Below are 18,070 nucleotides of genomic sequence, written 5' to 3' on the forward strand. Positions count from 1 at the left end.
TAATGTTTCAAGAAGAAGTAACACTTTCTTTTATATTTCAAACAATAGCTGTAATTTTAGTAATTACAGCTGTTGGAATATATTTTGTAAAGAAAAAAGCAAAAGAGGTAAAAAAATAAATGATGCCATTTTCTGATGAAGATTTACAAGCACCAGTAAGTTCAATTATTGAAAATAAAATTGCTCCAATGTTAGCAAGAGATGGAGGAGCAATTAAACTTTTAGATATAAAAAATGCAAAAGTTTATGTTCAATTACAAGGTGCATGTGTTGGTTGTAGTGCAAGTGGAAGTACTTTAAAATATATTGTTGAAAAAGAGTTAAAAGCTGCAATACATCCAGATTTAGGAATTGTTAATGTACCACAAGGTATGGAAAATAAATTAGAGGAATTATAATAATGATAAACGAGAATAGGTTATTAAATGAGGCAAATTCACTTTTTGTTCAAAAGAAGTTTGATGAAGCTTTATTTTTATATTCACAACTATCATCAAACTTTCCACAAAACAAAGAGTATAAAGTGTACGCACTTTTTTGTGATATTGCAACTGAAGATGTTCAAAAAGCAATGTCATTATTTGACTATTTTAGTATAATCAAAGATGAAAATTTAGATGAAGCTATAAAATATGTTGAAGATGTAATTAATGCATATGATGGTGATATAGATAAGATGATGGAAATTCTAAAAGATTTAAGTACATCAACTGTTGAATCACTTGATGCAATTAGATATGACGATTTTAAAAAATTAATAGAATCAAGAGGTTCTTTTAGAATTGCTTTTGAAGATATAATGTTTTCAACAAAAGTTGCAATTGAAAATAAAGATGATTTTTTTGATTTTGTTACAAAGTTGATTGACAATGATTTTAACACAACAGCTTATTCATATTTAGATGGATTTAATGAATATTTTTCATATGATAAAGAGATTGAAAAATTATATAAAAAATTAGAAGAGAAAAACCTTGCAACTAATCATAAATAATAGAGTTTATACTGATAATTCAAATGAAGTAGATGAAAATTCTGTTTTTGTTGTTTCAAAACAGAATGAAAAATTTAAACAAAGTGCAATTGATAATGGATGCCGTGAGATAATAACTGCAAGTGAATTAAAAAATCATTTGGATATGTCATCTATCAAAGTTATTGGAATTACTGGAACAAATGGAAAAACTACAACAGCAGCAGCTATTTATTCTATTTTATTAGATTTAGGGTATAAAGTTGCACTTCAAGGTACACGAGGTTTTTTCATAAATGATGAAAGAGTTGAAGAATACTCTTTAACAACTCCTGTTCAACTTGGAAACTTTGCTCACATTCAAAAAGCTATACAAAATGGTTGTAATTTTTTTGTGATGGAAGTAAGTTCTCATGCGATTGAACAAAAAAGAATTGAAGGTTTGGAGTTTGCTTTAAAAATTCATACAAATATAACAAGAGACCATCTTGATTATCACAAAACTATTGAAGAGTATGTAAGAGTTAAAAACTCTTTTTTTGAAGATGAATCCCCAAAACTTATAAATAAAGATGACCCAAAAGTAGTATGTAATCCAAAAAATGGATTTGCATACTCTTTGGAAAATCCATCAACATATAAAGTTGATGCATACTCTTTTAAAAATGGTATGCATGTAATGTTTAATCATTTTGGAAAACATTTCTCTTTTTCATCAATGATGATGGGAATTTTTAATGTTTATAATTTAATGGCAGCTGTTGCAGCAGTTCATATAACTACAAAAAAACCTTTAGAAGAGATTTGTGAAGCTCTTGAAGGATTTGGTGGAGTTAGTGGAAGAATGGAAACAATTAGTGTAAATCCATTAGTTATAGTTGATTTTGCTCACACTCCTGATGGAATGGATGAGGTTTTAAAAAGTTTTAATGAAAAAGATATTATTTGTGTGTTTGGTGCAGGTGGAGATAGAGATAAACTTAAACGTCCATTGATGGGAACTGTTGCAGCAAAATATTCAAAACATATTATTGTAACAAGTGATAATCCAAGATTTGAAGACCCAGATATGATTATTGAAGATATATTAGCTGGAATTAAAAATCATCCAAGTGTTTTAGTTGAAATAAATAGAAAAGAGGCCATTAAAAAAGCAATTGATATGGCTGATGAGAATAGTGTTGTTTTAATTCTTGGAAAGGGTGATGAATCAACACAAATAATTTACGATAAAAAATTCCCTTTTTCTGATAAAGAAGAAGTTTTAAAGATTTTAAATAAAGAGTAAAAACTCTTTATTTAATCAAACTGCTCCCATAAGAGCTTTTTTTGTATTTCCTATTAAAGCTAACATTTCATCATAAGTTTTATTAACTTCTTCTTTTTCTAAATTTGCTAATTCATCATAAATTGCAACTAATTTATCTTCATTTGAAAGTTTTTTCAAATCACCTTTTTCTAGTGATAAAAAATCTAAAACTTCATTCCATACTGAATTTTCATATAACATAATTGCATTAAATTTTATACCTTCGTATTCAAAAATCCCATTTCCATCTAAATCAATAACATAAAGTACGATGATAGAATCTTTGTCAAAGAAAGTTTTATATTTTTCAAAAAATGCTTCAAAATAGTTAAATGTTTCTAACTCACAAGCAAAAAATTTAACTTTGTCATTTTCACTTATCATAATCACTTGTTTTGCTTGAGCTTTTGGAGGCATGATTTTTGTTTCTGAAAGTTTTTTACCCTCTTCAATAATTAATGCTCCTCTATAAGCATTTAAAGAAGATGAAATAGAACCATTAAAAGATGGTTGCCATTCAAGTTTGTTTGTTTTGATGTATTCATTTGGTGTCATAGAAAATCCTTTTTTAAGGATTTTATGCAATTTTTATTCCGTAGTTGAAATTTTATTTAAAGGAATAGTTATTGTAAAAAGTGCTCCAGTGTAATTTTCATTTTTATAATTAAAATCTACAGTTGCTGCTTTTATTGTTCCTTTTAGGTGTTTTGAAATTATCTCTTTTGACATATAAAGACCAATCCCAGTACCTTTATCTTCACTTTTTGTTGTGAAATAGGGTTCAAAAATTCTATCTATAATTTCACTTGAGATTCCTCCTGCATTATCTTTTAGCTCTATTATTAAATTGTCTTCAACTTTTTTAATATCAATAAATATATATTTATTTGTGTTGATATTTTCAAAGGCATCTATTGAGTTATTAATCAAATTAATTAAAACTTGAATAATTTCACTTTCATAACTATCAAATTCTATCTCTTGGTCATTTTGAACTATTTTTATATCTCTTATTTTTAATCTTGAATCTATAAGTTTTATTGTTTTGTCAATTAAAGTTTTTGTATTAATGCTACTTTTTGGATTATCTTTTTTAAAGAAATTTTTAAAATCATCTATTGTTTTAGATAGATATTGAGCATTTGCATTTATGTTATCTAAAGATTGTTTTTCATAATCTTCATTTGAAATATTTAACTCTTTTTGTAATTTCATTCCTGTTGAAAGAGTTGAAATTACAGATAAAGGTTGTCTCCATTGATGAGCAATATTTGCAATCATTTCTCCCATAGAAGCTAGTTTTGATTGTTGGATTAGTAACTCTTCTTGAGATTTTATTTGATTTTGTTTTTCTATTTCTTCTGTTATATCTTGAATCACTCCAAGAACACCAATTACAGAACCATTTTTATCAAATAATGGAACTTTTGAAGTATTTAAAATTTTAAGGGTTTTATCTTTTGGTGTGATTGTTTCAATATAGTTTAATTTAGGTTGTTTTGTACTCATTACAAGCATATCATCACTTATATAATCCTCTTTTTCATTAATAGCAAAATTAGAATCAGTCTTTCCTAATAATTCATCTTTTGATTTTAGATTCATTAATTCTAAAAATTGAGTATTACATCCAAGATAAACACCTTTTTTACTTTTCCAAAAGATTATTACAGGTGCATTTTCCAGCACTTTTTCAAGTAGTTCATTTGCTTTGGCTAATTTATCTCTTTCTTCTTCCACATAAGAAAATAGTTTTTTTGATAAGAGATATAAAAGAATTGAAGATAGACTTATGAAAAACCAACCTTTGATTGTTTGTAAAAATTGTAATTTTTCTAAATCTTTAACTAAAATATTTATTATAGAATCAGAAAAATAAATCCATAACAAACTAAATAGAAAATATATTAAAGTAATTTTTAGTGGTAAAGATATATTTTTAAACATTTTGATTCCTCTTATCATATTATAACCTTTTTTACTCTTTATTCCTTAAATATATGAATATAATTAAACATAAAACAGCAAGGAAAAGTGGATAGAAGAATAAATAATCTTTTAGAACAATTTTATTTTGCTCAATTTGTGATTTTTCTAATTTATTGATATCTTCATAAATAAAAACTAAATCTTCTTTTGAGTAGGCTGTATAAGCTTTTGCTTTAGATTCAATTGCTAAAGAGTTTAAAATAGAGTTGTTAAAATTTCCAATTCCAATAGTATAAACTTTTATACTATATTTTTTTAATAATTTTATTACTATTTCAAGAGGAATTGAACTAGAATTATCTTCTCCATCACTTAATAAAATTATGATATTTGATTTAGCTTTTTTATCTTTTAGAATATTTATACCAGAAGCCACTGAATCAATCAAAGCAGTATTTTTCCCTGCCATTCCAACATCTAAATAATCAATTATTTGTTTTTGAGCCTCTTTATCAAAACTAAGTGGACTTGAAATTAATACAGAATCTCCAAATAAAATAATACCAATATTGTCAGCAACTCTTTTGCTTATAAAATCTTTTACTATCTCTTTTACAACATCAAAACGATTCTTTTCATTATTTTCATCCAAATCCATTTCATACATTGAAAAACTTGCGTCTAAATTTAAAATAATATTTATTCCATCATTTTTTAAATTAACTGTATCATTTATTTTAATTGGACTACAAAGAGCTATGATTGAAAAAATAATCACAAGATATTTTAAGATATTAGTAAATAGAGTTGATTTTTGATTTACTTTTTGAAAAATATTTAGATGAGGAATTAAATATGAAGGAGATTTTGCTCTACAAAAAAATGAACAAAACATAAATAAAAGAATTAATAATAAAAAATATGGATATTCAAAAGTAAAGTTATTAAACATCTAAAGAATCCATAAAAACTAAAAATTTTGCTTTGATTGTTTCATCTATTTTTTCAACATTTTTTTTGTATTTATATTTTTCAAGCTCTTCTATTAGTTCATTTGCCAATTTTTTTTCTCTTTCATTTGTAGTTATTAGTCTTGAATATTTTGTAATAACATAAGCAGATTTTTTAGAATCACTAAAATCAATATTTTTTAAAATTTCAAAATAGATTTTTCTTGGACTTTTTTTTCTATTTTTAAAAAATTTAATTAGAAAAAAAATTAGAGTTGTTAAAATTAAAATAGCTAAAAAAATTAAAAATGAAAATATAAATATTGAGTTATCAGGAATTTTTTCCAACTCTTTTATATCATTTAGTTTTGATAAAAGTTCTTCTTTCATCTTAAAACTCCAATTAGTTTTTTGATTGGGTCTTCATTTGTATAAATTTTAGTAAATCTAACAGCACAATTTTGTAGATGATTATAAAGTTTGTGGTCATTTTCTAAAACTTTTTTTTCATACTCTAAAATAGAAGTTTTATTTAAAATTGATTCAAAAATTTTATTATTGTTTGGGTCAATAAAACTTACGTTTCCAAGTTCGATTGGATTTTCTTCAAATTTATCTCTAACTATAAGTGTGATTATTTCATGTTTTTGACAAAGAAGTTTTAAATCTAGTTTTTCAATATCAAAAAAATCCCCAATCAAAAAGATTAAAGATTTCTCTTTTATTGATTTAAAAAGCTCTTTTGTAATTTTTTCATAATTTATATTTTTACCAATAACATTGTAGTTATATAATAAATCAGCCATAAAATTTACATTAAAAATTTGTTTAGATTTTTTTGTACAAACTTCAAGATTTTCATTTGCAATATATGAAGAAAAAGGATTTCCTTGTTTTATACAAATAAAGCCTAAACTTGAAGCAATTTGAGTGATAATCTCTTGTTTAAAAACATCAGTTCCAAAATAAGTAGAACCATTTAATAAACAAACAATATTTACGTTTAACTCCTTTTGGGAATAAAAAACTTTCACATAAGGTTTTTGCATTTTTGCACTTACAACCCAATCAATATTTTTTACATCTTCTCCATATTCATACTCTTTTAACTCACAAAAATCATAACCTTCACCTTTTAGTTTTGTACTGTTATTTCCTATGATTTCTGAAAAAACTTGTTTTTTTGTTTTTATGAGTATTTTTTTTAAAGCTTGATTCATATTTTATGGAATTGCAATTTTCTCTAAAATTTTTTGAATTACATCATCTATATTAATCTCTTTTGCCATGGCTTCATAAGTTAAAATAATTCTATGTCTTAAAATATTTTTTGCAACCATTGCAATATCAATTGGTGAGACAAAATCATTTTTTCTTAAATATGCATTTGCTTTTACAGCTTTAAACATATCAATAGTTGCCCGTGGACTTGCTCCAAAATGAATAATATCAACTAACTCTTCTAAGGCATAATTTTTTGGATTTCTACTTGCATCAATAATATCTACAATATATTCTTCCAACTCTTTATCAATATGAATATTTTTAACTGCTTGTTTTAACTCTTCTAAATCTTCTTTATTTAAAACTTTGTTTATAGTTTCAAAAGAGTTCATAGTAGCTTTTTTAGCAATTTCATACTCTTGTTCTTTTGTATTATATGAAACAACAATTTTAAACATAAATCTATCAAGTTGAGCTTCAGGCAGACTATAAGCTCCTTCTTGTTCTATTGGATTTTGAGTAGCTAGAACTAAGAAAGGAGAATCAACTTTAAATGTATTTTCTGCAATTGTAACTTGTCTTTCTTGCATAACTTCAAGAAGTGCAGATTGTACTTTTGCAGGAGCTCTATTTATCTCATCGGCTAAAAGTAAATTTGTAAATATTGGTCCTTTTTTGATTTTAAACTCATTTGTTTTCATATCAAAAATTTGAGCACCAATAATATCACTAGGAAGTAAATCAGGAGTAAATTGTATTCTTTTAAAATCAAGATTTAGTGCTTGTGAAACTGCTTTTACAGTTGTAGTTTTAGCTAAGCCTGGAACACCTTCTAGTAAAATATGTCCAGAAGTTAAAAGTCCAATTAAGATGGAATTTACCATCTCTTCTTGACCAATTACACCTTTTGAAATCTCTTGTCTTAATTCATCTAATTTATCTTGTAAACTCAAAATCTATCCTTTTATATAAGAGTTTGAATTTTAGCTAATTACAAATTAAAAATATTGTTAAATTAAGATTAAAGTTAAATTAAATTTAATTTAGATAAAATCGTCGTTCTAATTTTAAATTAGAACCTCACATGTGTCAATCCTTGTACGGGTTGTGACAAGAGAAATCTTGACATTAAGGGACACAGAGGCTAAACCCTATTACAAAAAATACAATTAATTCAAGGAGAATTACTCATGGTTACAATGAAAGACCTATTAGAGTGTGGTGTACACTTCGGACACCAAACAAGAAGATGGAATCCAAAAATGAAAAAATTCATTTTCGGTGTTAGAAAAAATATCTATATTATAGATTTACAAAAAACGTTAAGATATTTCAGATATACATATAACGTAGTTAGAGACAGAGCTGCTCAAGGTGAAACTATGATTTTCGTAGGAACTAAAAAACAAGCTAGCGAAACAATTAAAAAAGCTGCTATTTCTTGTGGTATGCCATACGTTAACCACAGATGGTTAGGTGGAATGTTAACTAACTTCGGAACAATTAAAAAATCAATTAGAAAATTAGAAATTATTAAAAAAATGAGAGAAGAAGGTCAATTAGATCTTTTAACTAAAAAAGAAGCTTTAATGCTTACTAGAAAAGAAGAAAAATTAGAATTATACCTTGGTGGTATCAAAGAAATGCACAAACTTCCAGATATGATGTTTGTTCTTGATGCTGTTAAAGAAAAAATTGCTATTCAAGAAGCTAGAAGATTAGGAATCACTGTTGTTGCTCCTTTAGATACAAACTGTGATCCTGATGTTGTAGATTTACCAATTCCAGGAAATGATGATGCTATCAGATCAATTCACTTATTCTGCAACGAAATGGCTGCAGCTATGAATGAAGGTAAAGCAGCATTAGCTGATGAAACTGGTGCTGAAATTGAGCCAATTTCTGTTGAAGAAACTGAAGAATTAATTGCTGAAGCAGTAGCTGAAGGTGAAGAAGAATTCAAATTTGCAGAAGGTGAGGAAGCGTAATGGCAGGAGCAACTCCACAATTAATTAAAGAATTAAGAGAGATGACTGGTGCAGGAATGCTTGATTGTAAAAATGCACTTAATGAAACTGGTGGTGATTTAGAAAAAGCTGTTCAAGCTTTAAGAGAAGCTGGTTTAGGAAAAGCTGCTAAAAAAGCTGGAAATGTTGCTGCTGAAGGTTTAATTTCTGTTTTAGTTAATGCTGATAATACAAAAGCTGTAATGTTAGAATTAAACTCTCAAACAGACTTCGTTGCAAAAAATGAAAACTTTGTTAATTTAACAAAAGAGATTACATCTCATGCGTTAAATAATGGAATTGAAAATGCAGAAGCTTTAGCTGCATCTTCAATTAATGGACAAGATTTCCCAACTTTCTTAAATGAAAAAATTGCAACTATCGGTGAAAACTTAGTTGCTAGAAAACTTGCAAATGTTTCTGGACAAGTTGTTAATGCTTATGTTCATGCAACAGGAAGAGTTGGAGTTGTTTTAGCTGCATCTTGTGATGAAGCTGTAAAAGATAAAGCAGCTGCTTTATTAAGAAATATTGCAATGCACGCATCTGCAATGAAACCAACAGTTATTTCATATAAAGATTTAGATCCAGCATTTGTTGAATCTGAAAACAAAGCAATTGTTGCTGAAATTATTGCTGAAAATGATGAATTAAAAAGATTAGGAAAACCATTAAAGAAAATTCCTGAGTTTGTTTCTAAATCTCAATTAACAGATGAAGCAATTGCAAATGCAAAAGCTAGATTTGAAGAAGAGTTAAGAGCAGCTGGTAAACCAGAAAAAATTTGGGCAAACATCATTCCTGGACAAATTGAGAGATATATCACTGATAATACTCAATTAGATGGAAGATTTGCACTTTTATCTCAAGCTTATGTAATGGATGACAAAAAAACTGTAGAGCAAGCAATTGCTGAAGTTGATGCATCTATTAAAATTACTGAGTACATTAGATTTGAACTTGGTGAAGGTATTGAGAAAAAAGAAGAAGATTTTGCAGCAGAAGTTGCAAAACAAATGGGTAAATAATTCGTAGTTAAAAAAACTACAATGTAAAAAAATAAAAGGAAGTATGTGATGAGTGAAACTAATAATTTGGATGCACTCATTGCAGAGGACCTTTTACTACAAGCAAATAATTTATCTCATAAATTTGATTATGAGCTTTTCAAAGATATAAATCTATCACTTTATAAAAAAGAATCAATTGCAATTATAGGTACAAGTGGAAGTGGAAAATCAACACTTTTAAATATTTTGTCTTCACTTTTAAAACCATCATCTGGAAAAGTTGTTTTTAAAAGTAAAGATATGTACTCAATCAAACAAAATGAACTTTTAAAAATTAGAAGAGATGATTTTGGTATAATTTTTCAAGCACATTATCTATTTCGTGGATTTTCAGCAATTGAAAATTTAGAAATTGCTACATTATTAAGTGGTGAAAAAATAGATCATGATTTATTAAAAGAGTTAAAAATTGAGCATGTAATTAATCAAGGTGTTGGAGAATTAAGTGGTGGACAACAGCAAAGATTGTCAATTGCAAGGGTTATGACAAAAAAACCAAGAATAATTTTTGCAGATGAACCAACTGGAAATTTAGATAAAGAGACAGCAAATGTTGTAATGAATACTTTGTTTAATTATATAAAAAATAATGAAGCTGGTTTAATTTTAGTTACACATGAAAATGAATTAGCTATGAGATGTGATAAAGTATATAAATTGGAAGAGCTGAGATTGCAGGAGTTGAAGTGAAATTATTATTAATTTGTGAAACAGCAATTATTGAACATATTTTTACTTTAGTTTGTAAAAGATTAAACATAAGTTTAACAGTTCAAAAAACAAATAGTGTTAATGAAAAATTTGATTTAATAGTTGTTGATCAAAATTTTATTGATGATAAATTTAACTCTTTTAAGCAACTTTCAAAAAAATTAGGTGCAATTAGTTCAGAAGAATTACCTTTTGATAAATCAAGAGATTTTATTATTCCAAGACCATTTTTACCAACAAAATTAGAATCAATGCTACTTGAACAAATAGAGTTTATTAAAGAAGAAGAGGAGTATGAGCATAATAGAAAAGTAACTACATTTTCTTCTTATGATGAAGATGATGATGAAGAAGTTACGATTCCTGTTGTTAATTATGTAAGTAATATGATAGAAGAGAAACAAAGTGTTATAGAAGAAGATGATGAGTTTGGATTAGATAATGATGAAAGTATAGTAAGTCTTGCTTCATTAAATATAGGTGGAGTTTTAGATTCTAGTGAATTAAATAAGATAAATGATATTTTAAGAGAAGATACTATACAAAATGAGATAAACCTTGAAAAGAATGATTGGAAAGATATCTCTTCTATTATTGATGATGCTTTAGCAGAAGTTAAAGAGTATGAATTTGATTTAACAAAAGAGCCAATTAAGCCTTATAATTTAGTATTAAGTAATTTTAATATTAATGAATTAAGACCATTATTAGAAAAATTCGACCAATCTGTAATTGATAAACTTTCAACTGGGGAAACAGTTGATGTTAGAATTACATTGAAGGATAAATAGATGATAAAAGAGAAAAAAGGTGCAATTTTAATCATCTCAGGACCTAGTGGTTGTGGTAAATCAACATTATTAAAAGAAGTATATAAAGATATAGATAACTACTATTTTTCTATTTCAACTACAACAAGAGCTCCAAGAGTTGGAGAAGTAAATGGAGTTGACTATTTTTTTGTATCAAAAGAAGAGTTTGAAGAAGATATAAAAAATGATGATTTCTTAGAGTATGCAAAAGTACATGACAACTATTATGGTACATCTTTAAAACCTATAAATAAAGCTTTAGATGAGGGTAAATTAGTTATCTTTGATATTGATGTTCAAGGGCATGAAATCGTTAGAAATAAGATAGATTCATTGGTTACATCTGTATTTATTACAACACCATCTTTAAATGTTTTAGAAGAGAGATTAAATAGTAGAAATACAGATAGTATAGAAATAATAGAAAAAAGAATTAAAAATGCTAAAGCAGAAGTTGAATTTTTTCAGGATTATGATTATTTAATAATTAATGATGATTTACAAACAGCAGCAAAAGAGTTAGTTTGTATTGCAAATATTACAAGAATAAAAACTAAACTTTTTGACAAAGAAAAAATAGTATCAAATTGGCTAAGTAATTAATTACTTAAGCTATTTGATACTATCATAACTTATTGGCTTTTCGAAATAATACCCTTGACAATAATCAATATTTAACTCTTTGATTTTATTATAAATATCTTCATTTGAAACATATTCAGCAACAGTTTTTACTTTAAACTCTTTTGAGAAATTAGCAATTGTATTTACAATAATTTCTAAATCTTTTGATGTATTTATTCTTTCAATTAAAGAACCATCAATTTTAACAAAATCGATATCAAGAAGAGTTAGAAGATTGAAGTTTGAGTATCCTGCACCAAAATCATCAACTCCAACAATACAATCAAATTTTTTGATTTCAGAAATGAATTTAGAAACTTCATTAAAATCTGAAATCTCCTCTGACTCTAAAATTTCAAATTCTAAAAACTGAGTATATTCTCTATTTTGTTCTAATATCTCATAAATAAATGATGTAGTTTCACTATTTGCTATATCATCAAAAGAGATATTTACAGATACTCTTTTGTTTTTATTTTTTATGAGTTTAAAAGAGTCTTGAATTACAATTTTTATGATATTTGGATAAAGTTTAGTCTTTTTAGCAACATTTATAAAGTTATATGGAGCTATTTCAACACCTTCTTTTGTAACATATCTGATTAATGCTTCATATTTATGAACTTCTTTTGTTTGAGTATCAACAATAGGTTGAAAATAGGCTTGAAATAGATTCTCTCTAAAACCAATTTTTAGTTGTTTTACCCATTTTATATTTTCTTCAAAAGATTGCTGAATTTTAAATGACTCATTATAAATCATAATTCTTTGAAGTTTTGTTCTTGCATAATTTATAACTCTTTGTGAGTATTTATAAGCTCTTGCTCCATCGCCTTGAGCTATTCCAATAGTTATGTTTATATCAATTTCATCTTCATCAATAAGTAATGACTCTTTTTCGATTTTATCTGCAAATATTTTACAAATATCGTAAAATTCATTTATATCTTTATTATTTTGTTTTGCGACAATTGCAAATTTATCAGCTTCAATTCTATATACAAAATACTCTTCATTACTAAAATAGCTTTTTAGTTTGTTTGCTAATTCATATAAAATTGTATCACCAATTTTTTCACCAAAAAGGTCATTAACTGTAGAAAATTCATCGATATCAAGAAGAGCCATTAAATCAATACTATTTTCATCTAAATCTTTTTTTAATTTATTTCTATTTGGTAAGTTTGTAAGTTTATCAGTGTATAAATCTTTTAATTCGTGGTAAACAAGAGATTGAGACATAACTTGTAAAAGTTTTGCTATATCAATAGGTTTTAATACGTATTTATCAACACCAATGTCAATTGCTTCTAGTAAATACTCTTTATTTGAAAATGCAGTTGCCACAATAATAGGGATATTCATATTTATTTTTTTTATCTCTTTTACCATGTCTAAACCGTTTAAAATAGGCATATTAACATCAGTAATAATTAAATCAATTTCATTTTCATATTTTTTAAAAAGTTCTAAACCCTCTTGTCCATTTTGTGCAACATATTGCTTTTTGGTAAAGCCTTTTAATATTTGATGTGTAACTTCTCTTAAGTCTTTTTCATCTTCAGCATATAAAATTGTTATATTTTTCAGTATTGAAATATTATTTATCATTATTAAGACTCTCTCCAAAATTATTAAGATATAATATCATAAATTAACATAATATCTAAATAATAAAAAAAGTAAGAATTAAACTATTCGGGTCTGCTAGGAGTATTTTTGTCTAAAATCAAGTGTAATCATTGTCATTTAGAGTTTGAAGAAAATATAATGATTAAGGAGGAAAATTTAAACTTTTGTTGTAAAGGATGTCAAGGAGTTTACCATCTTTTAAAGAGTGATGGTTTGGATTCTTTTTATGATAAATTAGGTAATAAAACTTTAACTCCACCTATAAAGTTGGATAGTGATGATATTACAAAATTTGATTCAGAAAATTTCTTGGAAAACTATGTAAGTAAAACAAAAGATGGTTTTTCTCAAATTGATTTAATTATTGAAGGAATTCATTGTGCTGCTTGTGTTTGGCTAAATGAAAAAGTTCTTCATGATACAAAAGGAATAGTTGAAGCTAATATCAATTTCACAACAAATAAAGCGAGAATTATTTGGGATGAAGAGAAACTAAAACTCTCTGAAATTATTCTAAAAATCAGATCAATTGGTTATAACGCTTATGCTTATGAATCAAGTGTTGCAGATGCTCAAGCCTCAAAAGCTAAAAGAGAATATTTTATTCGTATGATGGTTGCTGTTGTTTGTAGTATGAATATTATGATGCTAAGTGTTGCAAAATATACTGGATTTTTTACTGGAATTTCAAAAGAAGTAAAGGATATGATTCATATTGGAGAGTTTATTCTTTCAACTCCTGTTCTATTTTATAGTGGATGGATTTTTTATAAAGGTGCATATTTTGGTCTAAAAAATCGTATGTTAAATATGGATTTTTTAGTTGCATTTGGTGCTACATCAACCTACATTTATTCGTTATTTATTCTTTTTGGAGCAAAAGGAGAAAGTTATTTTGATTCTGTTTCAATGATAATTACCTTTGTTTTAGTTGGAAAATATTTAGAAGTAATAGGTAAAAAATCAGCTATCGATACTTTAGACAAAATCAAATCAAGTTTGCCTTTGGAAGCTGTTGTTGTAAAAGATAATGAAAAAAAAGTAATAGCTTTAAATAGTATAAATATTGGTGATATTGTTGAGATAAAACCTGGAGAAAAAGTTCCTGTTGATGGAAAAATAATTTCAGGAAATGGTTCATTTGATGAATCAACTCTAACAGGAGAATCTATTCCTATTTACAAAAAAGTAAAAGATTTTGTTTATAGTGGAACTATAAATTTAGATTCATTAATACAATTTGAAGTAACAAAAAGTTTTAAAAATTCAACTTTTTCATCAATTGTTGCTTTACTTGAAGATTCTTTAAATTCAAAACCAACTATTCAAACAAAAGCAGCAGAAATTTCAAAAGGCTTTAGTGTAACTATTTTAAGTCTTGCTTTAATGACTTTTTTAGTTTGGTATTTCTTTGGAATAGATTTAGGTTTTGATTATGAAGGAACAACACAATTTGAAAAATCATTTATTGTTGCTGTTTCTGTTGTAGTAATTGCTTGTCCTTGTGCTTTAGCACTTGCAACTCCAATGGCAAGTTTGATAGGAATTTCAGAACTTGCAAAAAAAGGTTTACTTTTTAAAGAAGCGAAATTTATTGAAACAATGGCAGTTGCTTCAACTGTTGTTTTTGATAAAACAGGAACTTTAACTAAAGGTGAATTAAATGTAACAAAAGCTCGAATTATGGATGATAATATTCATAAAATGCATCTACTTTACTCTTTGTTAGATGCTTCAACTCATCCAGTTAGTGTTTCAATTAAAAAATATTTAGAAACAAAATATAACTTAGATATTAAAAAACTTGAAAATGTAAAAAATATTGAAGCAAAAGGAATGAGTGCAACTTATAAAAATATTGAAGGTAAAGAGTTTGAGTTAATTGGTGGAAATGTTGACCTTTTAAGACAATTTGGGATTTTTTATAAATTTGATTCATCAAAAACAGTTTATCTGTTTGCAATAAATAAAAAAGTAATAGCAACTTTTGAACTTGAAGATAAAATAAAAGATGATGCACAAGAATTAATAACTTATTTACAAAATAAAAATATTGAAGTTGTAATGTTAACAGGGGATAATGAACAAGTAGCTTCAAAAATAGCAAATGAGTTAAATATAAAAAAATATTTCTCTTCTCAAACGCCAATTTCAAAAGCGAATTATATAAAAGAGTTAAAAAAAGAGAATAAAATTGTTGTTATGGTTGGTGATGGAGTAAATGATAGTGTTGCTTTAACAAGTGCAGATGTTGCAGTTGCTATGGGAAGTTCTGCTGATATTTCATTGGCAGTTTCTGATATAGTTTTATTAAATTCAACATTAAAATCTTTACAAGAAGCTTTTATAATCTCAAATAAAACATATAAATATATTAAACAAAATCTATCTTTATCAATAATTTATAACATGGTTACAATACCTTTAGCTATGGCTGGTTTTGTTATTCCATTAGTTGCTGCTCTTTCAATGAGTTTGAGTTCATTGATGGTTGTATTAAATTCACTTAGAATAAAGATGAAATAGGAGTTTTTAAATGATAAATGATACGCTTTTTTTTATGTTAATAGTTGGAATTATAATCTCAGCGGGGTTATTACTTCTTTTTGTTTGGGCCGCAAAAACTGGTCAATTTGATGATGCAAATAAAATGTTAAATAATCCTTTATATGATAGTATTGAAGATTTAAATGATGCTATCAAAAAAGAAAAAAATTTAAAAGAAGCAAAAGAATCAAAACTTGAAAGTGAAAATAAGAAAGAGGAAGGAAAAGAAGAATAAAGAAAATCTTTATTCTTCTAAAAAATTATTTACCAATATACTCAGCTAAAGCTTTAATGTCAGCATCAGAAAGTTTCATTACTTGACCTTTCATGATAGCTTTCATTGGTCCACCATAAGTACCATCTTTATAACCATGTAATGCTTTTTCAACGTCAGCTTTTGTTAAATTAGCTGGAACATGACTTTTACTTTGAGTTGTAGTGTTGATTTCACCTTTAGCTCCATGACATGCTTTACAAGTATTGTAAGTAGCAGGCGCGTCAGCTAATGCAAAAGTAGCAACAGCTAATGTAGTTAATACGATTTTTTTCATTTTTTCTCCTTGTTTTTTAAGAAAAATATTTTAGCTTTTTTTTCTTTTTTTATACTTAATATTTTTCAAATTTTACTAAATATCCAATGTAAGTTTTACTTATAATTGTATAAAAATTGTGAAAGCTTTTAAATACTATACAATGGGAATATAAAGGTTTTTTTTTATATAGTATTAAGATTAAAATAAAGGTAAAAGATTGAATAAAAAGTCAGTTTTAAATATAAATAATTTAACATTTTATTATAAAAAAGAAAATCCTATTTATAAGGATTTTTCTTTGGAGTTAAACAAGGGTGAATTAGTTACAATATTTGGTAAAAGTGGTAGTGGAAAAACAACACTTTTTGAATTGATTTGTGGAAATTTAAAACCAATAACTGGAACAATAAAAAAATCAAATATTGCAATGATTTTTCAAGACCCATTTAACTCTTTTCATCCAACATATTCAATACTTGAACAAATAAAAGATGTCGTTAGAAAAGATTTTGAAGAAGAAATGAACGAACTTTTACCAAAACTTAGTTTAGAGAAAGAGATTTTAGAGAAAAAAACATATCAATTAAGCGGAGGTCAACTTCAAAGATGTTCTATTTTAAGAGCACTTTTAATGAAACCTGACTTACTTTTAGTTGATGAGCCAACATCAGCTTTGGATAATATAATAGCATATGATGTAATGAAATTATTAATTACACTTTTGGATAAATGTGCTATTTTACTAATAACACACGATGTAGATATGGCTTCGTGGTGTAGTGATAAAATTATAAGGTTAGAAGAGAATGCAAGAAAATAAAAAAGCTTTAGTATTACTAAATATGGGTGGGGCTAGAAATAAGGCTGAATTAAAAATGTTTTTAACAAATATGTTTAATGACAAAAATATTTTAACTATAAAGAATCCATTAATAAGAAAAATGATTGCATATTTTATAGTTACAAAACGATTGGATAGTGCATGGGAGAATTATGAACATATAGGAAATTCGTCACCTATTAATCCATTAACTGAAAAGTTAGTAGAAAAATGTAATGAAAAAATTGAAGAGTTTAAAACTTATCAAGTGATGCGATATACGCCACCTTTTGCACAAGATGTGATAAAACAGATGTTAGATGATGGAATAAATGAAATAGTATTATTGCCTTTATATCCTCAATATTCAACAACAACTACAAAATCATCGGTTGAAGATTTTATAGATTATTTACCTTATACTTTTGGTAAAAACATAAGATATATAGAAACATTTTATAAAAATGATAAATTTAATGAATGTATTATAAATGAGATTATTTCAAATGTGGAAGAGCCAAGTGAATATAATCTGATTTTTTCAGCACATGGACTTCCTCAAAAAATAGTTGATGCTGGTGATCCTTATGAAATTCAGATGAATGAACATGTAAAAATTTTAAGTGAAAAATTAAAAGAAAAAAATATAAATTTTAAATCTGTAAATTTAGCATATCAATCAAAAGTTGGACCTCTAAAATGGTTAGAACCGTCACTTGAAGATATGTTAAAAAACTTTAAAGAGCAAAAGGTAATAATTTATCCAATTGCATTTATAGTAGATAATTCTGAAACAGACTTTGAATTAGATATTGAATATAGAGAAATTGCACATGAAATGGGAATTAATGAATATAAAGTATGTCGTTGTGTAAATGATAGTGATGAATTTGTTGAAGCAATAAAGGATATTATTAAAAACTAAGGAGT

Annotated in this window: 20 protein-coding genes; 12 read left to right on the forward strand and 8 right to left on the reverse strand. The window is 26.2% G+C overall.

Translation table 11 applies throughout. The features are described from left to right. Positions 1 to 119 precede the first annotated feature (119 nt). Genes AELL_RS03350 through AELL_RS03360 form a run of 3 tightly spaced genes read left to right on the forward strand, consistent with a single transcriptional unit; the run spans position 120 to position 2,261 of the window. A complete protein-coding gene (locus tag AELL_RS03350; RefSeq protein WP_118916583.1) occupies positions 120 to 398 on the forward strand; it encodes a NifU family protein in 279 nt (92 codons plus the stop codon). A 2-nt stretch (positions 399 to 400) separates the two neighbouring features. Beyond that, entirely contained in the window at positions 401 to 994 is a 594-nt protein-coding gene (locus AELL_RS03355) for a hypothetical protein (protein ID WP_118916584.1), read from the forward strand. Next, positions 975 to 2,261 carry a UDP-N-acetylmuramoyl-L-alanyl-D-glutamate--2,6-diaminopimelate ligase gene (locus AELL_RS03360; RefSeq protein ID WP_118916585.1) on the forward strand — a complete coding sequence of 429 codons (1,287 nt, stop codon included), beginning with the start codon at positions 975 to 977 and terminating at the stop codon, positions 2,259 to 2,261. The genes AELL_RS03355 and AELL_RS03360 overlap by 20 nt, the downstream gene beginning before the upstream one ends. A 15-nt stretch (positions 2,262 to 2,276) precedes the next feature. Here AELL_RS03360 and AELL_RS03365 read toward each other — a convergent pair whose 3' ends face one another. From AELL_RS03365 to AELL_RS03390, 6 genes are read right to left on the reverse strand one after another with little or no spacing between them, the layout of a single operon-like run. Further along, complete coding sequence (locus tag AELL_RS03365) at positions 2,277 to 2,837, reverse strand: hypothetical protein (protein ID WP_118916586.1); 561 nt, start codon at positions 2,835 to 2,837, stop codon at positions 2,277 to 2,279. A 33-nt stretch (positions 2,838 to 2,870) separates the two neighbouring features. Further along, positions 2,871 to 4,229 carry a PAS domain-containing sensor histidine kinase gene (locus tag AELL_RS03370; RefSeq protein ID WP_164967223.1) on the reverse strand — a complete coding sequence of 453 codons (1,359 nt, stop codon included), beginning with the start codon at positions 4,227 to 4,229 and terminating at the stop codon, positions 2,871 to 2,873. A gap of 31 nt (positions 4,230 to 4,260) precedes the next feature. After that, entirely contained in the window at positions 4,261 to 5,163 is a 903-nt protein-coding gene (locus AELL_RS03375) for a VWA domain-containing protein (RefSeq protein ID WP_118916588.1), read from the reverse strand. Further along, on the reverse strand, positions 5,156 to 5,551 hold the full coding sequence (locus AELL_RS03380; RefSeq protein ID WP_118916589.1) for a hypothetical protein: 396 nt from the start codon (positions 5,549 to 5,551) through the stop codon (positions 5,156 to 5,158). The genes AELL_RS03375 and AELL_RS03380 overlap by 8 nt, the downstream gene beginning before the upstream one ends. Further along, complete coding sequence (locus AELL_RS03385; protein ID WP_118916590.1) at positions 5,548 to 6,381, reverse strand: DUF58 domain-containing protein; 834 nt, start codon at positions 6,379 to 6,381, stop codon at positions 5,548 to 5,550. The genes AELL_RS03380 and AELL_RS03385 overlap by 4 nt, the downstream gene beginning before the upstream one ends. 3 nt (positions 6,382 to 6,384) lie before the next feature. Then, on the reverse strand, positions 6,385 to 7,338 hold the full coding sequence (locus AELL_RS03390; RefSeq protein WP_118916591.1) for an AAA family ATPase: 954 nt from the start codon (positions 7,336 to 7,338) through the stop codon (positions 6,385 to 6,387). Between the two features lie 237 nt (positions 7,339 to 7,575). Here AELL_RS03390 and rpsB point away from each other — a divergent pair, with 237 nt between their 5' ends. The 5 genes from rpsB to gmk are packed head-to-tail and all read left to right on the forward strand — an operon-like array spanning position 7,576 to position 11,587. Then, positions 7,576 to 8,373: a 30S ribosomal protein S2 gene (gene rpsB, locus AELL_RS03395; RefSeq protein ID WP_118916592.1), complete on the forward strand. Its 798-nt coding sequence runs from the start codon at positions 7,576 to 7,578 to the stop codon at positions 8,371 to 8,373. Continuing rightward, positions 8,373 to 9,419 (forward strand): translation elongation factor Ts, encoded by a 1,047-nt coding sequence (gene tsf, locus AELL_RS03400; protein WP_118916593.1) that lies wholly within the window; start codon positions 8,373 to 8,375, stop codon positions 9,417 to 9,419. Before rpsB ends, tsf begins: the two co-directional genes overlap by 1 nt. 48 nt (positions 9,420 to 9,467) lie before the next feature. Further along, complete coding sequence (locus AELL_RS03405) at positions 9,468 to 10,151, forward strand: ABC transporter ATP-binding protein (RefSeq protein ID WP_118916594.1); 684 nt, start codon at positions 9,468 to 9,470, stop codon at positions 10,149 to 10,151. Then, positions 10,148 to 10,963, forward strand: a complete 816-nt coding sequence (locus AELL_RS03410) for a hypothetical protein (protein ID WP_118916595.1) — start codon at positions 10,148 to 10,150, stop codon at positions 10,961 to 10,963. The genes AELL_RS03405 and AELL_RS03410 overlap by 4 nt, the downstream gene beginning before the upstream one ends. Next, entirely contained in the window at positions 10,964 to 11,587 is a 624-nt protein-coding gene (gmk, locus tag AELL_RS03415; RefSeq protein ID WP_192941210.1) for a guanylate kinase, read from the forward strand. 9 nt (positions 11,588 to 11,596) lie between these two features. Here the strand turns inward: gmk and AELL_RS03420 are convergent, their stop codons facing one another. Beyond that, a complete protein-coding gene (locus AELL_RS03420) occupies positions 11,597 to 13,219 on the reverse strand; it encodes an EAL domain-containing response regulator (protein WP_118916596.1) in 1,623 nt (540 codons plus the stop codon). Positions 13,220 to 13,327: 108 nt separating this feature from the next. Here AELL_RS03420 and AELL_RS03425 point away from each other — a divergent pair, with 108 nt between their 5' ends. Both AELL_RS03425 and ccoS read left to right on the forward strand, forming a co-directional pair. Further along, positions 13,328 to 15,766 carry a heavy metal translocating P-type ATPase gene (locus AELL_RS03425; RefSeq protein WP_118916597.1) on the forward strand — a complete coding sequence of 813 codons (2,439 nt, stop codon included), beginning with the start codon at positions 13,328 to 13,330 and terminating at the stop codon, positions 15,764 to 15,766. 10 nt (positions 15,767 to 15,776) lie between these two features. After that, positions 15,777 to 16,022 carry a cbb3-type cytochrome oxidase assembly protein CcoS gene (ccoS, locus tag AELL_RS03430; protein ID WP_118916598.1) on the forward strand — a complete coding sequence of 82 codons (246 nt, stop codon included), beginning with the start codon at positions 15,777 to 15,779 and terminating at the stop codon, positions 16,020 to 16,022. Positions 16,023 to 16,047: 25 nt separating this feature from the next. Here the strand turns inward: ccoS and AELL_RS03435 are convergent, their stop codons facing one another. Continuing rightward, entirely contained in the window at positions 16,048 to 16,338 is a 291-nt protein-coding gene (locus tag AELL_RS03435; protein ID WP_118916599.1) for a c-type cytochrome, read from the reverse strand. A gap of 199 nt (positions 16,339 to 16,537) precedes the next feature. On the opposite strand from AELL_RS03435, the gene AELL_RS03440 reads away from it, so the two are divergent. Together AELL_RS03440 and hemH are read left to right on the forward strand one after the other, a co-directional pair. Then, positions 16,538 to 17,140: an ATP-binding cassette domain-containing protein gene (locus tag AELL_RS03440; RefSeq protein ID WP_118916600.1), complete on the forward strand. Its 603-nt coding sequence runs from the start codon at positions 16,538 to 16,540 to the stop codon at positions 17,138 to 17,140. Beyond that, positions 17,127 to 18,065, forward strand: coding sequence for a ferrochelatase (hemH, locus tag AELL_RS03445; protein WP_118916601.1), 939 nt, complete (start codon positions 17,127 to 17,129; stop codon positions 18,063 to 18,065). Before AELL_RS03440 ends, hemH begins: the two co-directional genes overlap by 14 nt. Positions 18,066 to 18,070: the final 5 nt, after the last annotated feature.

The sequence above is a fragment of the Arcobacter ellisii genome, from assembly GCF_003544915.1.
Lineage (GTDB): Bacteria > Campylobacterota > Campylobacteria > Campylobacterales > Arcobacteraceae > Aliarcobacter > Aliarcobacter ellisii.